11 protein-coding genes are annotated in these 20,823 nt (G+C 43.9%); 5 read left to right on the top strand and 6 right to left on the bottom strand.

Going from position 1 to position 20,823, the window contains the following annotated elements:
• Positions 1-2: 2 nt before the first annotated feature.
• Together AHMF7605_RS21780 and AHMF7605_RS21775 are read left to right on the top strand one after the other, a co-directional pair.
• Positions 3-4,970, top strand: a complete 4,968-nt coding sequence (locus AHMF7605_RS21780; protein ID WP_106932120.1) for an Ig-like domain-containing protein — start codon at positions 3-5, stop codon at positions 4,968-4,970.
• An 11-nt stretch (positions 4,971-4,981) separates the two neighbouring features.
• Complete coding sequence (locus AHMF7605_RS21775; RefSeq protein WP_106932119.1) at positions 4,982-5,965, top strand: PorP/SprF family type IX secretion system membrane protein; 984 nt, start codon at positions 4,982-4,984, stop codon at positions 5,963-5,965.
• A gap of 277 nt (positions 5,966-6,242) precedes the next feature.
• Here the strand turns inward: AHMF7605_RS21775 and AHMF7605_RS21770 are convergent, their stop codons facing one another.
• The gene (locus AHMF7605_RS21770) at positions 6,243-7,145 is read right to left on the bottom strand and encodes a bestrophin family protein (RefSeq protein ID WP_199200287.1); all 903 of its coding nucleotides are present in this window, start codon (positions 7,143-7,145) and stop codon (positions 6,243-6,245) included.
• A 307-nt stretch (positions 7,146-7,452) separates the two neighbouring features.
• Here AHMF7605_RS21770 and AHMF7605_RS21765 point away from each other — a divergent pair, with 307 nt between their 5' ends.
• Positions 7,453-8,448, top strand: a complete 996-nt coding sequence (locus tag AHMF7605_RS21765) for an IS256 family transposase (protein WP_106932117.1) — start codon at positions 7,453-7,455, stop codon at positions 8,446-8,448.
• A gap of 909 nt (positions 8,449-9,357) precedes the next feature.
• The gene (locus tag AHMF7605_RS21760; protein WP_106932116.1) at positions 9,358-9,573 is read left to right on the top strand and encodes a hypothetical protein; all 216 of its coding nucleotides are present in this window, start codon (positions 9,358-9,360) and stop codon (positions 9,571-9,573) included.
• 631 nt (positions 9,574-10,204) lie between these two features.
• On the opposite strand, the gene AHMF7605_RS21750 is transcribed toward AHMF7605_RS21760, so the two are convergent.
• Positions 10,205-15,832, bottom strand: a complete 5,628-nt coding sequence (locus tag AHMF7605_RS21750) for a PAS domain S-box protein (RefSeq protein WP_106932114.1) — start codon at positions 15,830-15,832, stop codon at positions 10,205-10,207.
• A 34-nt stretch (positions 15,833-15,866) separates the two neighbouring features.
• On the bottom strand, positions 15,867-16,922 hold the full coding sequence (locus AHMF7605_RS21745; protein ID WP_106932113.1) for a chemotaxis protein CheB: 1,056 nt from the start codon (positions 16,920-16,922) through the stop codon (positions 15,867-15,869).
• An 811-nt stretch (positions 16,923-17,733) separates the two neighbouring features.
• Here AHMF7605_RS21745 and AHMF7605_RS21735 point away from each other — a divergent pair.
• Positions 17,734-18,813: a sensor histidine kinase gene (locus AHMF7605_RS21735; RefSeq protein ID WP_106932111.1), complete on the top strand. Its 1,080-nt coding sequence runs from the start codon at positions 17,734-17,736 to the stop codon at positions 18,811-18,813.
• 151 nt (positions 18,814-18,964) lie between these two features.
• On the opposite strand, the gene AHMF7605_RS21730 is transcribed toward AHMF7605_RS21735, so the two are convergent.
• The 3 genes from AHMF7605_RS21730 to AHMF7605_RS21720 all read right to left on the bottom strand — a co-directional run bounded on the left by AHMF7605_RS21730 (position 18,965) and on the right by AHMF7605_RS21720 (position 20,747).
• Positions 18,965-19,213, bottom strand: a complete 249-nt coding sequence (locus tag AHMF7605_RS21730) for a hypothetical protein (protein ID WP_106932110.1) — start codon at positions 19,211-19,213, stop codon at positions 18,965-18,967.
• A 119-nt stretch (positions 19,214-19,332) separates the two neighbouring features.
• Positions 19,333-19,596 carry a hypothetical protein gene (locus tag AHMF7605_RS21725; protein ID WP_146153644.1) on the bottom strand — a complete coding sequence of 88 codons (264 nt, stop codon included), beginning with the start codon at positions 19,594-19,596 and terminating at the stop codon, positions 19,333-19,335.
• 41 nt (positions 19,597-19,637) lie between these two features.
• The gene (locus AHMF7605_RS21720) at positions 19,638-20,747 is read right to left on the bottom strand and encodes a fatty acid desaturase family protein (RefSeq protein WP_106932108.1); all 1,110 of its coding nucleotides are present in this window, start codon (positions 20,745-20,747) and stop codon (positions 19,638-19,640) included.
• Positions 20,748-20,823: the final 76 nt, after the last annotated feature.

Below are 20,823 nucleotides of genomic sequence, written 5' to 3'. Positions count from 1 at the left end.
TCATGAAATATACAGAAAAATATACAAAGCTTTTTCTTATAACCCTAATATTAGTTCAGGGAAGCTTACTGCTTGGTTTGCCAGAAAAGGCGCAGGCTCAAACTATTTTAAACAATAATAAGCTGCGCATGGGCAATGGCAACGAGAATTCGGTTAATGCCTCCGGGAATTTGCAACAGCCCTTTTATTTTAATAGTGTTCAGAATGCCTGGCGTCAATTGACCTTCTCTAATTATCCTTTAGATAATGCTTTTGCCGTTGGAGGAGTTAAAACCAATGAATGGAATCTTAATGGCACGATTGTACAGAATCCGGCTTTAAGTAACCAAGTTATTAGTACCTCCGGTTATACGAGTACTGGTAGTAACAATGGGTATGGCACTATCACCTCCAGAGGTAATATAACTGTTGGCAGCTCCCTACTAGAAATTGAAAATACGTATACCCTACCGCAAAATAGCGCCTATATAGAAGTTAAGGTGAAGGTTAAGAACTTAAGCGCTAGCCCAATAGATAATGTGCGTATTTGGATAGGAACCAGAGATGATTTTGTGGGTGGTACAGATACGCCTACCAAACAGAAAGGAAACCTGGTAAATGGAGCTTTTACTCAGATTCCGAATGCCACCACCCGATCAGCCGCTCTTAAAATATTTACGTCACAAGAAGGTATTTTATTTTATACTAATTCTACTAAAGGCAATACCATTATGCAAGGATGTTGTGACTTTAGAAACGTTATTAATCAAAATCCCCTTTCCAGTAGTACTCAGTTAACCAATGATGGCTCCTATGGCTTTTATGTTCGTTTGAATGACTTAGCCGTTGGAGCCAGCGACGATTTTACCTGGTATTATGCGGCCGGGGAACTGGAAGATTTGAATGAAATTATAAATGAAGTAGCACAGGTAAGCGGTAGCATTTCTAACATTACTTCAACCAGTGCGGTTTTTAATGCTACTTCCAGCGTAGCCGCTACCGGTTATTGGATGGTAGTACCCCGCAATGCAGCCGCGCCCACAGCTGCGCAAATAAAAGAAGGTGCGAACTACGGGGCTACGGTTGTTGCCGCCAGAGGTTCGAGTGCCATGCAAGCCAATGTGGAAACTACATTTAATCTGACTGGGCTTCAAGCCGGGACCAATTACGATTTTTACTTTGTAACCCAGGACGCTAATTCGCAATTCTCTGATGTCTTCCGGGCGCCTTTTGCCAGTCATGCTATACCTACTATTTCCAGCATATCAGGACCAACTATTTGCCAGGATGTTACTTCTTCTGCCCTTAACTTCACCGTTGGGGATACCGAAACTAGCCTTGGAAGTTTAACGGTTTCTGCTACTTCTTCCAACACAGAACTTCTTCCGAATACCAATATTACTTTAGGTGGTTCCGGCGCTAACCGAACAGTAACGGTAACCCCTATTGCCGGCCAATATGGTACTTCAAACATAACCGTTACGGTAACCGATGCCGATGGAGATCAGGCTACTACTACCTTTACTGCTACCGTGAACCTGAATGATACCGAGCCGCCCGTAGTCACTAATGTAACCTATTACCAAGATGAGGAAGCGCCCAGCTTAAGCGAACAAGTAAGGGGTTCAAATTTATTATGGTACGAGGCCGCCACCGGCGGAACCGGATCCTCTACTGCGCCAACCCTTGCCACAAGTTCTCTTGGCTCACAAGAGTACTGGGTTAGTCAAACGGTAGGCGGGTGCCCTTCAGAACGGGTTAGGATTACAGTTACCATTATTCCTAATAATGTGATAGCAGGTACCGAATCCAATAAGCAGGCTTATTTTAAGCAAGCTTCAATTGTGGATGATCAACTAACAATTACGGGAAGGGATGTTACTGGTGCCCGCGTGTATATCCAATCTGGCTTCCGGGAAAATGCGGATGTTTTGGCTGTTGGAACACTACCGGACGGAATTTCTTCAAGTTATAATGCTGCCACCGGGGTGTTGACGTTTACAGGTACAGCTACTGCGTCTCAAATGCAAGAAATATTGCGGAGTGTTACCTTCAGCAGCACTTCCTCCAATACTACTGAAAGGGTAATTAAATTTGCCGTAGGGAATAGTGAAAGCCGAACAATAGAATCATCTAGAACCTTAACGTATTATAAACCAGCTACTCCTTCTGCGCCGGTATTAACGGGGGGTACGAACGGGTTTATCAATGATGCTACTCCAACCGTTACCGGAACAGCGGAGCCAAATGTTCAGGTAACCATCTACAATGGAGCGGACTCCATTGCCAGTGTTACTGCCGGTGAGGATGGAAGATGGACCTATACCTTTACCACGGATATTACCGAAGGAGAACATAACCTTTCTGCCAATGCCACGGATTTACTTGGCTTTACCGGCGATAAGAGTACCGCTCTTCCGATTGTAGTCGATACCCAGAAACCTGGGACACCAGAGATGCCGGTTTTAACTGGAGGTAACCAAGGTAATACCAATGACAATACTCCGACGGTTACTGGGACGACAGAAGCTAGTGCGACCGTTACTATTTACACCAATGGCACTATGACTGCTACGGTTACGGCCGACGAAGAGGGTAAGTGGTCTTATACTTATTCTGCCGTTCTACCCGACTCCAATTATGAAATTACCGTCACAGCTACGGATGAGGCTGGGAACATTAGTGAGGGCAGTCCAGCATTAGAAATTATCATTGATACCTCGCTGCCACTTACTCCGGGTACTCCGGTATTAGCGGGAGGGAATAATGGTAACACGAATGATAATACTCCTACCATCAGTGGTAGAGCCGAGGCGGGTTCAGCAGTTACCATCTACCTGAATGGGGAAGCTGTCGCTACCTTAACAGCGGATGAAACAGGCGCCTGGACTTATACTTTTACCACCGCTTTAGAAGACGGTTCCCAGGACATTACCGTTATTGCTACCGATGCGGCTGGTAATGCAAGTGCGCTCAGTACGGCTTTAACTATTCGGGTAGATACTGCTGAACCAGCCACCCCAACTTTGCCGGTATTAGCGGGAGGGAATAATGGCAACACGAATGATAATACTCCTACCATCAGTGGTAGAGCCGAGGCGGGTTCAGCAGTTACCATCTACCTGAATGGGGAAGCTGTCGCTACCTTAACAGCGGATGAAACAGGCGCCTGGACTTATACTTTTACCACCGCTTTAGAAGACGGTTCCCAGGACATTACCGTTATTGCTACCGATGCGGCTGGTAATGCAAGTGCGCTCAGTACGGCTTTAACTATTCGGGTAGATACTGCTGAACCAGCCACCCCAACTTTGCCGGTATTAGCGGGAGGGAATAATGGCAACACGAATGATAATACTCCTACTATAAGTGGTAGAGCGGAAGCAAACTCCCGGGTAACCATATTTACGAATGGAACCGGAGGTGAAACGGTAACAGTTGATGCCGATGGGAACTGGAGTTATACTTTTGAAGCAGGGCTTACCGATGGAGATTATAGCTTTACAGTAACGGCTACTGATTCTGCCGCCAATACAAGTAACGCTAGTTCCGCTTTAAAAATCACAGTAGATACGCAAGCACCAGCCGCTCCAGGTGCTCCGGTACTAGCGGAGGGCAATAATGGCAATACGAATGACAATACTCCCACTATTTCCGGCAATACTGAGGCAAGCGCCGAAGTAACCATTTACCTGAATGGGGAGTCAGTGGCTACTGTAACAGCAGGTGCGGATGGTTCCTGGAATTATACCTTCCACACTGGTCTCCCGGATGAGTCTTATACCATTCAGGTAGCCGCTAAAGATGTGGCAGGTAATGTCAGCGAGCAGAGTGGTATTTTAGCCATCCAGGTAGATACCGTTATACCAACAGGTTATGCTGTAGCTTTCAATACTGCAAGAGTAGACGTTACCAATATAGCTGCTATTTCGATGCCAATAAGCGGGGCGGAAGTGGGTACCACGCTTTATTACACCATAACCAGTAATAATGGTGGCACTCCCGTAATCGAATCTATCAAGGTAGAAAATGCTCAATTTGATATTTCTACCCTGGATTTAACGGGTTTAAACGATGGCACCTTAACTATAGCCTTGTACTTGCAGGATGCCGCTGGTAATAAAGGCGCGGAAGTAACGGCTCAGACCATTAAAATCATGCGCAACATTGTAGCAGTCAGGGAACCCGCGATAATTAGTGTGCCTATCCGGACAGAATATGCGCGGATTCCACTGCCGACTAAAGTGGAAGTTACTTACGCTACCGGAACGAAAGAAGAAATTTCGGTGAACTGGAGTCAGGGTAATTACAATGGTGCCGTTGCCGGCCAATATACCCTCACTGGGGAACTGGTACTCTCTCCTTTAACGACTAACCTGGATAATAAGACCATTCAGGTGGTCGTAGAAGTACAGCCGAACAAGGCGCCAACAGCTTTAGCCTTTGACGCCACTACTTTCCGGCCGGAAGCTTCTGCTAATGAGGTAATCGGAACCTTCTCCACGACTGATCCGGATGATACTGAATTGGTGTACACCTTAGTAAGTGGCCAAGGGGATGTGCATAACAATCTGTTCCAAATTACAGGGAACCAGCTCTTTCTTAAATCAAACAATGGTTTATCGGGAATGACCCAGTTCACCATTCGAGTAAGAAGCACCGATCCTTACAACAACACGATTGAGCGGGCCTTCACTTTAACGAAAACGCAATATGCTACCGCCGTTGACCAGTTAAAGATTGTGAATGCCTTTTCTCCGGATGGAGATGGCATCAACGATACCTGGATGGTACCGGAACTTAAATTTTACAATAAAATATCCATAGATGTTTTTGACCGGTCGGGAGTGCTTTTATTTCATTCTACCAATCCGGAAAAGGGTTGGGACGGCAAGGACCTGCGCGGACAAGTATTAAAAGGCGCCTTCTTCTACGTGATAAAAGTGGAAGATATTCAATTGACGAACAAAGGAGTAATAACTATTCTCTAAAAGTAACTAAAATGAAAAAGTTTTTAATAATTGTATTGGTAATGGCTTCTGCCTGGAGAGTACAAGCTCAAAACAGAAAACAAATTGCTAACTTTTCTTTGGTGCCGCACTATTTCAACCCAGCTTTAACGGGACAGGATGGATCGGTTCTCAAAAGTATTTACCGCAACCAGTGGACTGGGTTTGAAAATGCTCCTAAAACCCTTTTTATTTCTGCTGAATTAGATTTGGCTGATTTAACTACCTGGAAAGATGGCAATAAGCCAGACCAAGGTTCAAACCAGTACTTAGGAGCTAAAAACGCTGTTGGGTTGTCCTTGCTGCGGGATACGTTTGGTCCTTATCGCCAAACGCAACTTTTTCTCAATTATAGTTCCCGGGTTCGGCTTTCTGAAAAGTTAAGTTTACGAGCCGGAGCAGCCATTACCTATGATGCCACCTCCCTGGACCAGACTAAACTGGCGGTAGATGTTACCAATGATCCGAAATATCAAAACTTATTTGCTAACGATAATACGAGGGTTACTAAAGTAGATGTGAATGTGGGCGTGATGTTGATGGCAGAAGATTATTACATCGGATATGCCTTGCAGGATGCGGCTAAGGGAAAGTTAAGTTCCGGAGGGAACTACCTGGAGGATGCTTTTCCAACCAATCATGTGGTGCAGGCAGGATACCGGAAAGGTATTTCGGATCAATTTGGCTTGATTGTAAATGGCATTTACCGGTATGATTCTAAATTGCGGGAAACGATTGAAGGCCAATTAAAAGGAGTAATTAATAATTCCTTTTGGGCTGGAGTGGGCTACCGACAGGATTTAGCCTATTCCTTTACTGGAGGCATGCGTTTCAACCAGGTTAGAATCGGGTATACCTACGAAACTACCTCGGGTAAGGCCAGCCGCATCAATGGAGGCAGCAATGAAATAGTGCTTATTTATAATCTGATGCCTGTAAATTATAAAGGCTTGGGTAAAAAGATTACTCTTTGGTAATAAGTTACCCGCTCAATAAAACAAAAGGCTTATCATTAATGATAAGCCTTTTGTTTTATTGAGCGGGTAAGCTCTACGTCTAGTACTAAAATAAATTGACCAACCGTCTCAGAAAACGATAGAAAAAAGATAAAGAAAAAGGATGTGGTAAAATCCGGTATTTTGGACGGAATAGTAATCTCAAAGAGGCATCTCGGAAAACAAGTAAAATTTTGATTGCTGAGACGAGTGACGGGAGAATCATTCTCTCTTTGTATAGGTGGATGGCCTCTATATCCTAGAGAACAATGCCGCCGGGGGGGTGCTTTTTAGCGGGAAAATCCAGCGCCCCCCATTGTTCTTTTAGGTTAGTCTCAATCGTTAAACTCAGAGCGGTTAGTGGCACATCTTCCAGCCGGTTTTCAAAGGGATCTTCCGAGCGTTCCCCGATCAAGTCTAGGCACAGGAACACAAAAGAAATAATGACGGAAATGGGAATACTCGCCCACCCCAGTTCCTCGACAAAGACAAAAGGTAAGAGGGAAGCATGAATAAACACAAAAACGCGCGAGAAGAAACTGTACTGCCGCGGAAAGGGCGTATTTTTAATGCGTTCGCTGCGGCCTTGCACGTTGTTAAACTCCACCAGCGTTTCTTCCAGTTTGACAAACCGGAAATCGGATAACCAGCCCTGATCGTAAGCGGTGCGTAGGTCTTCGCCTTGTAATTCGAGCAGGTAGTTGGGTGGATTTTGCTTATGGGTAAAAAGCTGGTATTCAGTGGGAGAAAGAAAAGCTTCCGTGTCGGAGTATTGATTGGGTTCCTCGTAAATCTCTTCTTGCCACTGCTTATTATAGGTGTGTTTCTGCCTTAAAAATACGCGCAAGGCATGCACAAAAGCCATGTGCCGGTAGACCATCCGGTATTGTAAATCTTTGACGGCAGCACTTTGTTCTGGTTCGGGCGGGATCACCATGGTAATTACCTGGCGGGCCCAGGCGCGACTATAATTAACGAGCGAACCCCAGATTTGGCGGGCTTCCCACCAGCGCTCGTAGGCATTACTGGTCTTAAAACCCAGGAAGATAGCCAGCGCCGTACTCAGAGCCGAAATAGCGGTAAAGGGAATATGTAATTCCCAGACGGCAAAAAAGTCGTGGAGCAGATAAACCGCCAGAGCCAACAAGAGGTAATAGAGCATACTCTTCCAAGTGTAAAAGAAAATGACACTTGGCTTTAGATTTCGTCGGATCAGCATAGCCAGGAATTATACTGCCTTTACCGATTAGGGAACAATAATGTTTAACCCACCGGCACAAAGGGAGCCTATTACCTTTCCTTAATAGAACATGGAAAAGGTATTTATTTTAATTAAATCCAAACGGAAAAAGGGACTAGAAGAAGGAAAATAATTTTTCTCTTATAACTACTCTTAGAGATTGTAAAATAAACTGTGTCAAAAGAACAAAAGGGAATAAAGAATTAACTTTAAAGGACACAGTTTATTTATGGAAAAAGACCAGGAATTTGACTTTGAAAGCTTCAAGCAGGAAGCGATAAGAGGGATGTATGCAGGCAAACCGCTGAATGGCGAGAAAGGCATCTTTGCGCCATTACTCAAACACTTTCTAGAGTCGGCGCTGGCCGGCGAATTAGAGGCTCACCTGCAGGAGGAAAAGGCAGCGGGATTGACCAACCGCAAGAATGGCAAGACTAGTAAAAAGGTCAAGAGCCTTTCAGGAGAGTTTGAACTGGAAACTACCCGGGACCGCTCGGGCAGCTTTGATCCGATAGTCAAAGTCCGGGAAGGGAGCAGTGTGGTCACGCGGGCAGTGTACAATATTCTAGGTGTAAGTCTTAGTGGCACCAAAGACTTAATCGGCATGTACTTGTCAGAGAGCGAAGGCGCTAAATTCTGGCTCTCGGTGTTAACAGACCTGAAAAGTCGCGGCGTAGAAGATATGCTCATTGTCTGCATTGATGGACTGAAAGGATTTCCCGAAGCTATTGCTGCCATCTTTCCTCAAACCGAGATCCAGACTTGTGTGGTCCACCAGATTCGCAGCAGCCTACGCTATATTGCCGAGAAGGATAAGAAAGCCTTTATAGCTGACCTCAAACCGGTTTACCAAGCCTTCAACCAGGAAGAAGGCTATGAAAACCTGCTGAAGCTGGACGAGAAGTGGGGCAAGAAATACCCAGTGCCGCTACAAGGCTGGTATAATAACTGGGAGCATTTGTCAACCTTCTTTAAGTATGATGCTGCTATTCGTAAGGTCATTTATTCGACCAATATCGTGGAGGGCTTCCACCGACAGGTACGTAAAGTGACCAAAACTAAAGGGGCTTTCACCTCCGACAATGCTTTACTGAAGCTGATTTACCTGGTGGTGCAAAAAGTATCCGAGAAGTGGACTATGCCGCTGCACAACTGGCGCTTGACTTTATCGCAGCTTTACATTAGGTTTGAAGAACGACTCACAGTCTATCTCAAAAATGGATAGTTGGGGACATATGGAAAACCTCCAAACAGGTTTACCACATGCCCACAACTCTAATAAAAATAATAAGTGACACAGTTTATTTTACACTCCCTTAGTCTTAGTATAAGTTTTGCCATAAACTTCTGAGATTGCCATCAAGAATACCTCCTCTCCACTCTATAAGTTACCTATGTTAATACTAACTATACCACAATCAGCCAACTATTCAGCACTGATGCGTCAGAAATTAACTAACTACCCACTTCAAAGCTTCTTGGATAATCTTGTTTGTTTTTAACTTTTTTCTTTTTTCATCAACTTACCCATATCATCTTAATTATTTTTATCCTGACTAATAAATTCTTTGACATTGATCTCAAAAAGTTGGTTTTCCATTTTAATTTTTAGGTCCAGTTTAAGACTTCTTTCTCTGTTTTGTAAAGGCTCCGCTGCTTTTGATAATATTGGTCAACCTTATACAAGTCCACTCCGTATAAATTCATTTAACAAAACAGTAATTATACGTACGTACTTATAAAAAGCACGAATTATTAATGAAGTATTTATTCTGGTTGGATTAAGAGACAAGCTATAATGAGCGAGTATTTTTGTTTCTCTTACAACATTAATTACCGTCCTTAAGCAATAGAATCAAACTAGATATTACCTCCTGCTTATGTATCACAGGAAGCATATTGATGCTAAAATTTGGTCCTACGAAACGGATATACAACAAGAGTTCGTTATTCATTTTTGAGGTGAGTATTTGTTAGAACATTACTTTTAAAGGGTGAGTCTATCAAAATTTGCTAGTTAATCCAGGATTCTGTTAGTACTAGCTAATAGCCATTACCTTCATCTTTGACTTGACTACCCGAAATACGATTTGCATCTATAAAAGCCATTGCGCCTATTCTTCAAAAAATCTTTATGGTTACTACCTTATCCCAGTCGGCGCTGCACGCTCTTATTGAACAAGCCTGCACGCTGGAAAATTACAATGCCTTAAAAATTTATGGCGTCATCGTTCAACCGGACTTTCTAGGCCAAATAAAAGTTACCATTAAACACAATGGGAATGAATTTACTTGCCTCTACGAGCCGGAGGCTATTAAGAAGTGTTTGATGGCGCTTTTCCAATTATAATTCCTGGACCCACGATTATGAAACCTTGGAATACATTTGAATCCTTATCGCAACTAGAAAAATTAGAGTATATTCATAATAGAGGAAAATTCCTGGCTTGCCGCGATACGTTTTTTTGTAGCATTTTTCTTTTTTATGTTCCCAACTTCTTTGTAGAAATTAATATTTCCAAGAATAAGGCCAAATGCGAATACATCGAAGCCTTTAACGCTACTCTCCGGTTGGAACCTTATTTAGAGAAAATTAAATTAAGGTTGGATTGGTAAATATATAAAAAGCTAATTTTTATTTTAAGAATTGCAATAAACTGAATTAGCCTAATAAATGGACATCCTATAAAGGATATCCTCTAGATTTTTTAAGGATATAAAATTTAAATCTGAGAAGGTTTTAGCAAATTCTTGTTTTTAAATCCTCTCACTTCTTGAATCTCATTATCCACGACTTGGTACTAATTTTCGGTAAAGAAGTTCCTGCGGAAATTAAAATAGGAGAACTAAAGGTTAATTGTAATCACTCTCGAGCTGTACTATTTAAGTTTTGGTCCAAAATCATAACTCACAGGTAGAGGAAAGAGCTCTTTATTAATTTATTTTTTCTTAATTGAGATGCAATTAGCTATCCAACACATTTAAATGGGAACGGGTAGCTGTATAATCATCAGCGTGCCTTTGCCTGTTGACGGCGTGGCGATTGTAAAGGTACCATTGAGTAGTTTAACCCGGTCAGCAATGGCGCGCAACCCAAGGCCTTTTGATTTACCATTTTTCAAGTTCATACCTTGGCCATTATCCCGCAACTTTAAGGTAATTTCTCCTTCTTCCTGGGTCAGCAACAAATCGGCTTCCGTGGCTTGCGCATGTTTGACCACATTGGTCAGTAATTCTTGGGCCATGCGGTAAATCGCTAGTTCTAAATAAGACTCTAAACGCCCTTCCAGATCTACCTCGCAATTTACTTGAATGGCACTTTGTTCATACTTTTGACATAAATCCTCCATGGCCTGGGTCAAACCAAAATCTTCAAGAACGAGCGGCACCAGCTCGTGCGACACGCGCCGGGTTTCCTGAATAGCCTCCGATAAAAGATTCGCCGTGGGTGTCATCACTTCTTTAGGTAGGTGGGCCACTAATTGGTCCAGGTTCAATTTAGTAGCATATAAGATCTGACCTACCCCATTGTGTAAAGATTCGGCTATTCTTTTTCTTTCTTCTTGCTGTGCTTCTAGAACAGCAAGTAGCAAGGCTTTTTGCTGTTCTAAACGAATATGCAGGTTTTCCTGCTCCAAACGTTTCAATTCGGAAACATCCAGGTCTACGCACAACAGCTTGTAAGGCCGCTCCAAATCATCGCGCAACACAATGCCTTTTATTTGTAAAGTAATTACCTTTTCCTTTACCCGGATGCGCAGGGTTTCTTCTAGCGGCTGGGGATTATGTCGGATCGTTTGTGCCAGGTTCTCTGCAATGATCCGATCTTCTTCTAGCACATAATCCAGGTAAGTTTCCGGGCTCTTTTCACTTCCCATTGATAATCCAAATAATTGGTACATTCCTTCCGACCAGTAGAAGCTATTAGTGGTATAATCAAACTCCCAACTACCCATCCCCGCGACTTCCTCGGCTTGTTTCAAAATAGTGAAATTGCGGGTAAGTTCCGCTTCGGCAAGCTTCCGCTCCGTTATATCCAGGTTGCTGGCCACTAACCCATCATCTAATTTCACAAACATGGCCGAATACCACTTGTTAAAGTTTTCGTGCGGGTAATAATATTCTACCTGGCCCGGTTCTCCGGTATCCATCACTCGGAGCATAAGATCAAATAGACCGGCTTGTTTAATGCCTGGGTATTCGACTGAATACAATTTACCCACCAGGTCCGTGCGGCCGGTTTCCTGCTCCAGTTCTTTATTTACCAACTCAATCCTGAAATCAATAATGGTCTCATTTTCATCCCGGACCGCTTTGATAATAGAAAGACTAAGCAAGGTAGTATCAAAAACGGATTGTAGCAGGTCCCGGCTTTCACGTAAAGCCTGCGTACGTTCGCTTACTTGTCGTTCCAGCGACTCATTCAATTGTCGGAGTTCTTCTTCAGCTTGTTTCCGCTCGGTAATATCTACTACAAACTCTACGTACTCGTTTTCGCTGAGGCGTCTGCCGGCAAACCGTCCCCACCAACGGGTGCCATCCGGACGGATATACTGCTTTTCGTATGGCGTATTCTGACCTTTCTCTTCATACTCCTGCCGGGCGATTGAGGTAATTTCCATATATTCCGGCGGCGTAATCTCTTCCCAACGAACTTTGCCCTGAACAAAATCTTCTTTCGAAAAGCCACTCATGTGTTCAAAAGCAACATTGGCATCCTGAATACCTCCTTCTAAATCAAAGTAGATTATACCTACCGTTTCAATAGAAAGTGCCTTTTGCAAACGTTCTTCCGACTGATGAAGCGCTTCTTCAACGCGGGCTCTTTCTAGGCGAATGTATATTTTAGCGGCCAGCTCTTGTAGCAGTTCCACTTCATCGCTGCGCCACTCGCCTACTTCTGCTCGTCCTACGGTGAGTAAAAATTTCCACTGCCCCTCCGCCAAGTGCGGCACATCTACCCGCGAACCAAAGCCAATCTGCTGGAGCATCTGCGCCGAGATTTTCACCAGCCGACTGTTCATGGTAGCGTTTATCACTGCCACTTTACCGACCCTTAAATACCGCCTACCTTCTTCGGTAAGGTTATCAGAAAGGTGGTGCGTTCCCATCAAACTTGGCATTTTTTCATCTCGCCGGTATTCGTAAATAACCTCTACCCGATCGTCGTCTTCATCAACTAGGGCAAAGTGGCAGCGTGAAAGCAGCAAGTAACGGGCAAGCTGTTCCCCTACCAACTCCATCACTTGCTGTATGGTTAATAAGGGGGCGAAATCTATGCTGATTTTTGCTAGGAAGGCTAAGTTCGCTTCTCGTCGCTTGCGTTCACTTACGTCGTGGGCAATGATGGAAATGCCAATAACCTGCCCGAAAGTATTTAACACCGGCGACATCACGATCTCCAGGTAAACAGGCTCGCCTTCTTTGTTATGCCGGACCGTATCAAAAACGGCCACTTCCCGGCTATGTTCTATGGCGTCAATCCAATTTATAATTTCTGCAAAGTCTTCGAGAAGCGTGAGCAGAGTCAAATTCTTACCAATTGCTTCCTCTGCTCTAAATCCATATAGATTTTCGGCGGCTTTATTCCAACTGGTGATATTTCTTTGAAAGTCAATGGTAATCACCGAATCATTGGAAGTCTCCACAATAGAAGCCAAAAAGAACTTAGCCTCTTCCATTTGCCGCTGTTCCGTTAAATCCCGCATGATTTTCACAAAGCCAATAGTTTTTCCTTGTTCATCACGTAAGGGCTGCGTAATTCCCGAACCCCAAAAGCGGGAGCCATCCTTGCGCAGGTGCCAACGCTCATTTTCGGCGCGGCCTTCTTGGTGTGCTGTCTCCGATTCTTTTTCCGGAGCCATCTGATCGCGGTCTTCCGGCACAAAGACTATGTCGCCGGATTTGCCCATAATTTCGGCTTCCGTATAACCAAGAATCATTTGGGCACCACTGCTCCAGCTTATTACCCGTCTTTCTGTATCAATGGTAAAGATGGCATAATCCTTAGCACTCTCTATCAACAAGCGCAGCCGGTCTTCAGATTGCTGCAACGCCTTTTCGGATTGTTTTCGCTTCGTAATGTCAAAAAAGGTAATCACCACCCCGTTTATCCGGTCTTCGGTGGTGCGGTAAGGTAATATCCGCATCATAAAAGCTTGGTCGTCGGTGGTAGTTACTTCCCGTTCGATAATCGTTAGCTTTTCCAGCACGGTTTCGACATCGTGCAACAAATCGCGGTATTCTAGACGATGGGTGATGTCCGAAATGGGGCGACCGTAGTCAGTAGGAATCAAGTTGAAAATTTGCCGCGCCTCCGGAGTATATAACTGGGTGCAGAAAGCCCGGTCCAGGAAAATAGTAGCTACCTCGGCCGAATTAATCAAATTTTGAAGATTGTTGCTGGTGACGCCCATTTCTTCAATTTTTACCTTCAGTTCCTGGTTTACCGTCCGTACCTCTTCATTAATGGATTGCAGTTCTTCCTTACTAGTTTCTAGTTCTTCGGCAGCCGAACGCAATTCTTCATTAATGGCCTGTAATTCCTCATTCGAGGCCTTTAACTCTTCAGCCTGGTATTCGAACTGCTCCGTCGAGTGTCTTAATTGGGCTTTTACCTGGATAAGTTCTTCTTCCAGATGTCTGGCCACTGGTTCGTCCGAACGTAACACGATTGTTTCCGCACTCGGCTCCTTTTGATTTTGATCAAATATTACCAGAATAAACGCATTGGCGGGATCATCTTCTTTCGTTACCGGTCTTATCTGAATGCTTAGCAATTGGCGTTCTTCACTTTTACCATATGGTATATTCCGGACCTCCATAGGTGCCTGGCGTTGTGCGGCTTGGTGAAGCGCCGACCGGAGCTCCAACCGGAGCTCCGGCTTGATCAGTTTTAGCAAATTCTTTGTTGGTTCCCCACCGGAAAATTCCAGAAAGCGGCCTACCTTCTCGGACATATGCAAAATATCATAATCCGCGTTTACCACCAGGGAAGGTGGCGCGTATTGTTCCAGCATTTTCTGGTGCAGCTCCCCGAACGAAATTCGATGGAGCGACTGTCCAATACTGACTTCTTGCTTTTGCAGCAGGGGTTCATTTTTCTGGAATTGAAAGGTCGACGAAACACTCTCCGGCACCGGGTAATGGCGCAGAGCCACTTCCCGCGCTTGGAAGATATGGTTATCCCGGCTAACAGGGGCGTACAGGTCACTTGCGCCATCCACCGACTCAGAAGAGCCAAGAAACAAATAACCACCGGATTTTAAAGCAAAGTGAAACGTTTCCATTACCCGTTCCTGAGCCGTAGCATTCAAGTAAATCAATACATTCCGACAAGTTACCAGATCGAGGCGCGAAAAAGGCGGGTCTTTTAAAAAGTTATGGCTCGCAAACAAAATCATTTCTCTTATCTCGCGTTTAATGCGGTAATTGTCGCCTTCTTTTTGAAAAAAATTCCGCAATCTTTCCGGCGACACATCGGCGGCATCGTTGAGCGTGTACAACCCTTCCCGGGCTACCGTAAGGGCGGCATCGTCAATGTCAGTGGCAAATATTTGTACTTTAGGGGTGTTTAAGGCACTCAGGGTTCTTTCGGCCACCAGCATGGCGAGGGAGTACGCTTCTTCCCCAGTGGCACAACCCGCCACCCATATTCTCACCTCGTCTTGGGCAGTTTTATTCTTAAAAATAACAGGTAACATCTCCCGTTCCATGGCCTCAAAGGGCTTTTTATCCCGGAAGAAATTAGTGACCGAGATTAACAAATCTTTGAGCAGGGCATTAACTTCCTCCAGATTTTGCTGGACAAAGGCCGCGTAGCTGGGTAGGTCGGGCAGGTTGCGAATATTAATACGCCGCTCAATCCGGCGCAGCAGAGTAGGATGTTTATAGTTGGAGAAATCGTGACCGGTACGCAGGCGCAACTGCGTAAATATTTCTCGCAGCGCTTGTTGTTGCTGTTCCGGGCGCTTTTCGGCTTCAACGGGTATTTCAATCGTGCCGACGCTGTTTTGGTATATAATTATTTTGCGGGGAATATCCGCCACTGGTAGCACCTCATCTACCAAATCTGTGGCGATGGCATTGCGCGGCATTTCATTAAACTCCGCCTCGCGCGGATTTTGCACGTACGCCACTCCGCCCATTTCTTTTATCCGTTTTAATCCCATAGATCCATTGGCACCGGTACCGGATAAAACCACGCAAATGGCCCGGGGACCATATGAATCGGCTAATGTCCGGAAGAAGATATCTACCGGCGCCCGTCTATCTTCCAAGTGCAGGTTAACGGAAGGCACTACAAAGCCATCTTCCATTATCAGGTGCTGGTTAGGGGGAACCACGAAGATATGGTCGGGCTCAATTTTAACTTTTTCCGTTACCTGCCTCACCGGAATAGTGGTAACCGCCTGGAGTACCTGGGCCAGCTGACTGTCGTGGTCGGGTGACAGATGCAGAATGACCACATAAGCAACCCCAGAATCTTCTGGTACGTGCTGAAAGAATTCTTTCAGCGCCTGGACACCCCCGGCCGAGGCGCCAATACCGGTTATCAGAAAACCTTCTGGTTTTTCGGTGAGAAACTTGGTAATTTGATTTGTTTCCATTAAACTTTACTTACCCTAATTCCTAAGATGGATTTTACCTTTCTGAAGATGTTAAATCTTCTTCGGTTGCTTGCCGGCTGATCCTATCGTTGGTTAGTTGCTCATGGTTTAGAACTGCTTGTCTTACTATATTTGCCCTGGATTCTGCTTCTTGCGCCTTTTTAAAATACATAGCCGCCAATTTGGGTTGATTGTTTTCGGCATAATGGTCACCCAAGTTATTGAGCAATATCATGCTTTCCTCCACTCCCCGGATGGCACCCCACAAGCTATCTTCGATGTTTTCAGTAATAGAGGTTAGCAGGCTATTCGCCGAATATGCGTGACCCGTGTGGCACCGGTAGCGGATAATGTCGCCATCCTGAATTGCTGACAAGACACCATGGCATTCCGGACAAGCATAGGGCGATAGATGGCCTAATTTCATAACGCCTTGCTCCAGGGCTTGATCCTGTAGCGCAATGCGCACTTCTATTTCGGTCTTTTCTTGCTCTTTCATATCTTCTTGTTTTACTTCCTGAATGGGTTCTGCCGTTAACTTAACCAACAGAGCTGCTATTTCAGCAATTGATAAACAGTAATCTACTTGCACTGCCGCTAAGGCGTTTTCGGGCATAGAAGGCACTTCAGCCTCCTCAGGTTGCTGTACAATAGCCAAGCCGCCTCGGTGTTTAATGGCCCATAACCCCGCCGTTCCGTCATCTAAGCCGCCGGATAGCACTATTCCAACTACTCGGGGGCCATACATATAAGCCGCGGAACGGAATAAGGGATCCACTGCTGGACGAAACCGGTTTTCTTTGGGCCCTCGGGTTACCCGCACCACGCCCTGCTCCAACAGCAGGTGCCGGTCGGGAGGGGCTACATAAACGCGATTCATAACAATAGGCTCCTTATCCACCGCGTTAGTGGCTAGAATAGTTTTCTGCCGGTTAATTAATTGAGGTAAGATGCCCGTTACATCCGGTGACATGTGCCAAACTATGAAAATAGCGGCATCCAAATCAGCCGGCAATCTGGCTATTAATTGCCTGATGGCCTCAAAACCGCCAGTGGAGGCACCAATTACCACGATATTCCTTTTTTTCATTATTCTAAACTATTCCGTTTACCGCTCCCCATTTTTCCAGCTTCCACAAGTTTTCCTTCATTATTTGTGATTAGATGAGAGAAGCTAGAACTTACTTGTACTAAAGGTAAAAACGAGTTGTTATTTATAGTAGTTGTACTTATAATCAACTTGTTAGACTGGCTAAATAGTTTTATAAATACACTTGTGTAAAATAAGGCAAATTCATTGGCAGGATTTTCTCGTTTTATTAGACATTTAGGTCAACGAATTTCCAGATAATCTATTATTTTATTGTGAACTGCCGAGAAGTTGGTCTCATTCACCTAGAATTTGCTAGTGGAATTAGATTTCTCACTGATTTATAAATTATTCAAGCGATTTTGTAGCTGGAGTTTGAGGGTATGATAGGTTTTTTCTTTTTCCAGAGGCAAACCATGAAGAATAAGCTCATCTAAGTACTGGATATAACTCTCGATTTGACCTCGGTCTAACTCTCTTCCCTCCAAATTACAAAAAATATGATCTAATAAGCTTGTCATATTAACTGCTACAAACAACTTATCTATACGGCCTCTAAAAAATAGTAAAGACAAAAAAGATACGCAAAATCCTTGCGGCTACTACTTAAATATATTCCAAAATTATGGTAGCATCTATAATCGCTAAAATAGGATGTACGGTATAATGATAAAAATAGATGGCCATAAGCATGCTGCTTTCTGGAAAGTAACCCGCCTTTGAGGGAACTATTAGGAGAATTCTTTTCTTGCTTTAGCATCCAATATCTTTAGTTCCTCATCAGTGCCTTTATCTTTTTGTAGATTGTCCTATGAACCTTGCTATTTTTGACCAGCTAAGTAAGTCCAGCAACAAAGTACTTTTCCAGTATAACCTGCTAACGGGTAAATTCGATTATCTCAGTTTAACCGTAGAATCCTTGTGGGAAATAGACAAGGCTTTAATAGAACAATCTCCTCCTCTCTTAGCGAAAAGGATCGATGAAAACGACCAGGAAGCAGTAGCTTTACGCTTGGAGAAAGTATGGCAGGGCCAGGCTTGTCAGATCGAGTTTAGTCTTTGTTTTTCTTCGGACCGGTCCAAGCAGGTGAAGGTAGATGCTCATCCTGTTCTGGATGACTCAGGGCGGCTAACTTCTATCGTGGGTTTGGTGGAAGATGTTACCCAGCAAGCGCAATACCGAGAGTTCCTGCTGGAGTTCTCCCGCAAAAAAAATAATGCCTTGCAGATTGTCGCCCATGATTTACAAGGGCCGCTGGCCATTATGAAAGGGGTTGCCGTCCTGATGGAGATGGACCATACCCAGCAGAATTATCAGGACCTGGCTTCTCATCTTAGTATCATTTACCGGGCCTATGAGGATTGTAACAAGCTGATTGCCGATGTACTCCGGGACGAACATATCAAGTCCGTAGCCACTCCGGTAAATACCGTAAGGTTCGATATTGTCGAACGGGTAAAACAAACGGTGGAGGCTTTTGTCCAGTCCAAAGTAATTCAAATGACTATGGAAGTGAGTAGTTCTGAGGAGAAGATCATGGTCGAACTGGATGAGGTTAAATTTACTCAAATTCTTAATAACTTAATCACCAACTCCATCAAGTTCACCCCGCCGGAGGGAAGGATCCGTATCTCGCTAGAACTGCAACAGAATCGGCTGTTTATCTCCCATGCCGATACCGGAATAGGTATTCCGCGGGAGATCCAACCCTACTTGTTCGAAAAACATAACTCCAAAGCAGCTCGACCCGGTTTAAACGGGGAAAAGCCTAATGCAATTGGCTTATCGATTGTAAAGGATTTAGTAGAACTCCAGGGAGGAACCATCCAACTGGAAAGTGAAGAAAGTAAAGGCACAACCTTTTATCTCTCCTTTCCTTTACTACTTTGAGGCAAGTTACTTTTCTTATAAGTTCCTTTATATAAAATAAGCCCATTTATTCTTAGTTAAAGGGTCCTTTCTGGAAAATCGTGTCACTATCTATTTCTTAGGATAGGATAACCGGTTGTAATCCTCTCATGGGTGAGCAGGTAGATACCCGCTATAAATCTAAATCCAGCTTAATGTGGTCCAGATATGGTTCTAGCCAACTGGTACTATGAAAGGTCCCGATGTAGTCACATTGCTGCCCTAGAAGATGATAATACACTTCTACAAAGAAATTATTCAGGTAGTAGAGTTTAATTTCAAATACGTGGGTATAACGGATAGCTATAACGGTTCCTTTTCCCTTCAAGTACATCAGCTTGTCGGGTACCGGTAAATAATTAAAGGTTCTATGGGTAATCATCCTTCTACATCTTTTTATCCATCCATTTTACACTTCATGGGATTTAAGCCAAAACCATTTTTATTCTACCTTCCGTCAATGGCTTGGGCACATAATCTGTAAACGGATTTAGCATCTAGTTAATAAGCAATCGCTTTTAAGTAGTTTAAGCCTTTTTGGGTGATGATAAATTGCTCTTGGCGGCTGTAAGGTTTGTCGTTGATATTATTTTTAAGCAAGCGCTGCTTGAGTAACTGCCCAATATATCGTCTAAAGTTGGAGGTACTATCATCAACCAAAATATACTCTAAAATAGCATTCCGGCTTTTGGCTTGGACACAGAATTGCAAAATTTCTTTTTTTACTTCTTCTAACGGGAACTCGGCCGGTATTTCTAACATCATTCACTAGTTTCTTTATTCCTGTACCTCTTTTCACCTGGCCACTACACTACCATTTCCTTTTGCAATCGGTACGCTTCATAACCAAGTTTTTTTAGCATCCTATAATGCGATTGAAAAGCCCGAAAGAAGGTAGGATTCTCAATGTAAGGTAAACCAAACTCCTGGGCTGTTTGCTTAATAATAGTGGCTATTGCTGGATAGTGAATATGACAAACTTTGGGAAAGAGGTGATGTTCAATTTGCTGGTTCAAGCCGCCCAGCAGAAAGCCCGCTAGTTTACTCTTAATAGCAAAGTTGGCGGTGGTATGCATCTGGTGGGCCGCCCAGGCCTCTTCGATATTACCTTGTTCATTTGGCACCGGAAAGTCGGTGCCTTCTACCACGTGGGCCAGTTGAAAGACTAAGCCCATCACCAGCCCTTCCACTAGGTGCATGCTCAGGAAGCCAATCACAAATTGCCACCAGGTAATATCCAGCACGAGTAAAGGCAAGCCAATATACAGGAAATAATAAAGGCCTTTATAGAAAAATAGATTAAAATACTCCTGTTTCGGGTGGTTTAAAGTTGGGTGGTGTCCAATCTTCTTTTGAAAGAATTTAACATAATCTTTCCGGAATACCCAAGAAAGGGAAGCTAGACTGTAAACGCCAATGGCATACAGGTGTTGAAAGCGTTGCAACTTATTCACTCTCTGCTGAGGATCTAAGCGAATTAATCCCGGAGCTACTTCGATATCCTCATCGTGTCCGGGTATATTGGTATAGGTATGGTGCACGACATTGTGCATCAGGTTCCAGACATAAGGGTTGGCACCAATTAAATGAAAGATAAAGCTAAGAGCTTTGTTTAACTTACTATTAGCCGAAAAGGAGCCGTGGATCGCATCATGACAGACATTGAACCCAATGCCCGCGTTAAAAATACCTAAAAGTACCGCCAAAGTGAACAGACTCCAGATACCAAACTGATTCGAAAGTATCAAGAGATAGAGTGTCAGGGAAACGGTTAAATAAAATATAGTCTTGAGCCACATGACCTGGTTAGCATGTTTAGAAACGCCCTTTTCTACAAAATGCTCCTCTACCCGATAACGGACCGTAGCAAAGAAATTTGATTTATGGCTATTAATAAATTTAACCTTTTGATTCATAGATAGCCATTAGATAATACATTACACATAAATTGGAAGTTAAGGCTTGGTTGTGCCATGCTCTTCGTTTAACAAG

The organism is Adhaeribacter arboris, assembly GCF_003023845.1.
GTDB lineage: Bacteria > Bacteroidota > Bacteroidia > Cytophagales > Hymenobacteraceae > Adhaeribacter > Adhaeribacter arboris.
This window is presented reverse-complemented; position numbering and strand designations above follow the sequence as displayed.

Excerpts from the sequence above, each read along its gene's own strand:
- AHMF7605_RS21780 (WP_106932120.1), top strand. The coding sequence starts at position 3 with ATGAAATATACAGAAAAATATACAAAGCTTTTTCTTATAACCCTAATA.
- AHMF7605_RS21775 (WP_106932119.1), top strand. The coding sequence starts at position 4,982 with ATGAAAAAGTTTTTAATAATTGTATTGGTAATGGCTTCTGCCTGGAGA.
- AHMF7605_RS21770 (WP_199200287.1), bottom strand. The coding sequence starts at position 7,145 with ATGCTCTATTACCTCTTGTTGGCTCTGGCGGTTTATCTGCTCCACGAC.
- AHMF7605_RS21765 (WP_106932117.1), top strand. The coding sequence starts at position 7,453 with ATGGAAAAAGACCAGGAATTTGACTTTGAAAGCTTCAAGCAGGAAGCG.
- AHMF7605_RS21760 (WP_106932116.1), top strand. The coding sequence starts at position 9,358 with ATGGTTACTACCTTATCCCAGTCGGCGCTGCACGCTCTTATTGAACAA.
- AHMF7605_RS21750 (WP_106932114.1), bottom strand. The coding sequence starts at position 15,832 with ATGGAAACAAATCAAATTACCAAGTTTCTCACCGAAAAACCAGAAGGT.
- AHMF7605_RS21745 (WP_106932113.1), bottom strand. The coding sequence starts at position 16,922 with ATGAAAAAAAGGAATATCGTGGTAATTGGTGCCTCCACTGGCGGTTTT.
- AHMF7605_RS21735 (WP_106932111.1), top strand. The coding sequence starts at position 17,734 with ATGAACCTTGCTATTTTTGACCAGCTAAGTAAGTCCAGCAACAAAGTA.
- AHMF7605_RS21730 (WP_106932110.1), bottom strand. The coding sequence starts at position 19,213 with ATGATTACCCATAGAACCTTTAATTATTTACCGGTACCCGACAAGCTG.
- AHMF7605_RS21725 (WP_146153644.1), bottom strand. The coding sequence starts at position 19,596 with ATGATGTTAGAAATACCGGCCGAGTTCCCGTTAGAAGAAGTAAAAAAA.
- AHMF7605_RS21720 (WP_106932108.1), bottom strand. The coding sequence starts at position 20,747 with ATGAATCAAAAGGTTAAATTTATTAATAGCCATAAATCAAATTTCTTT.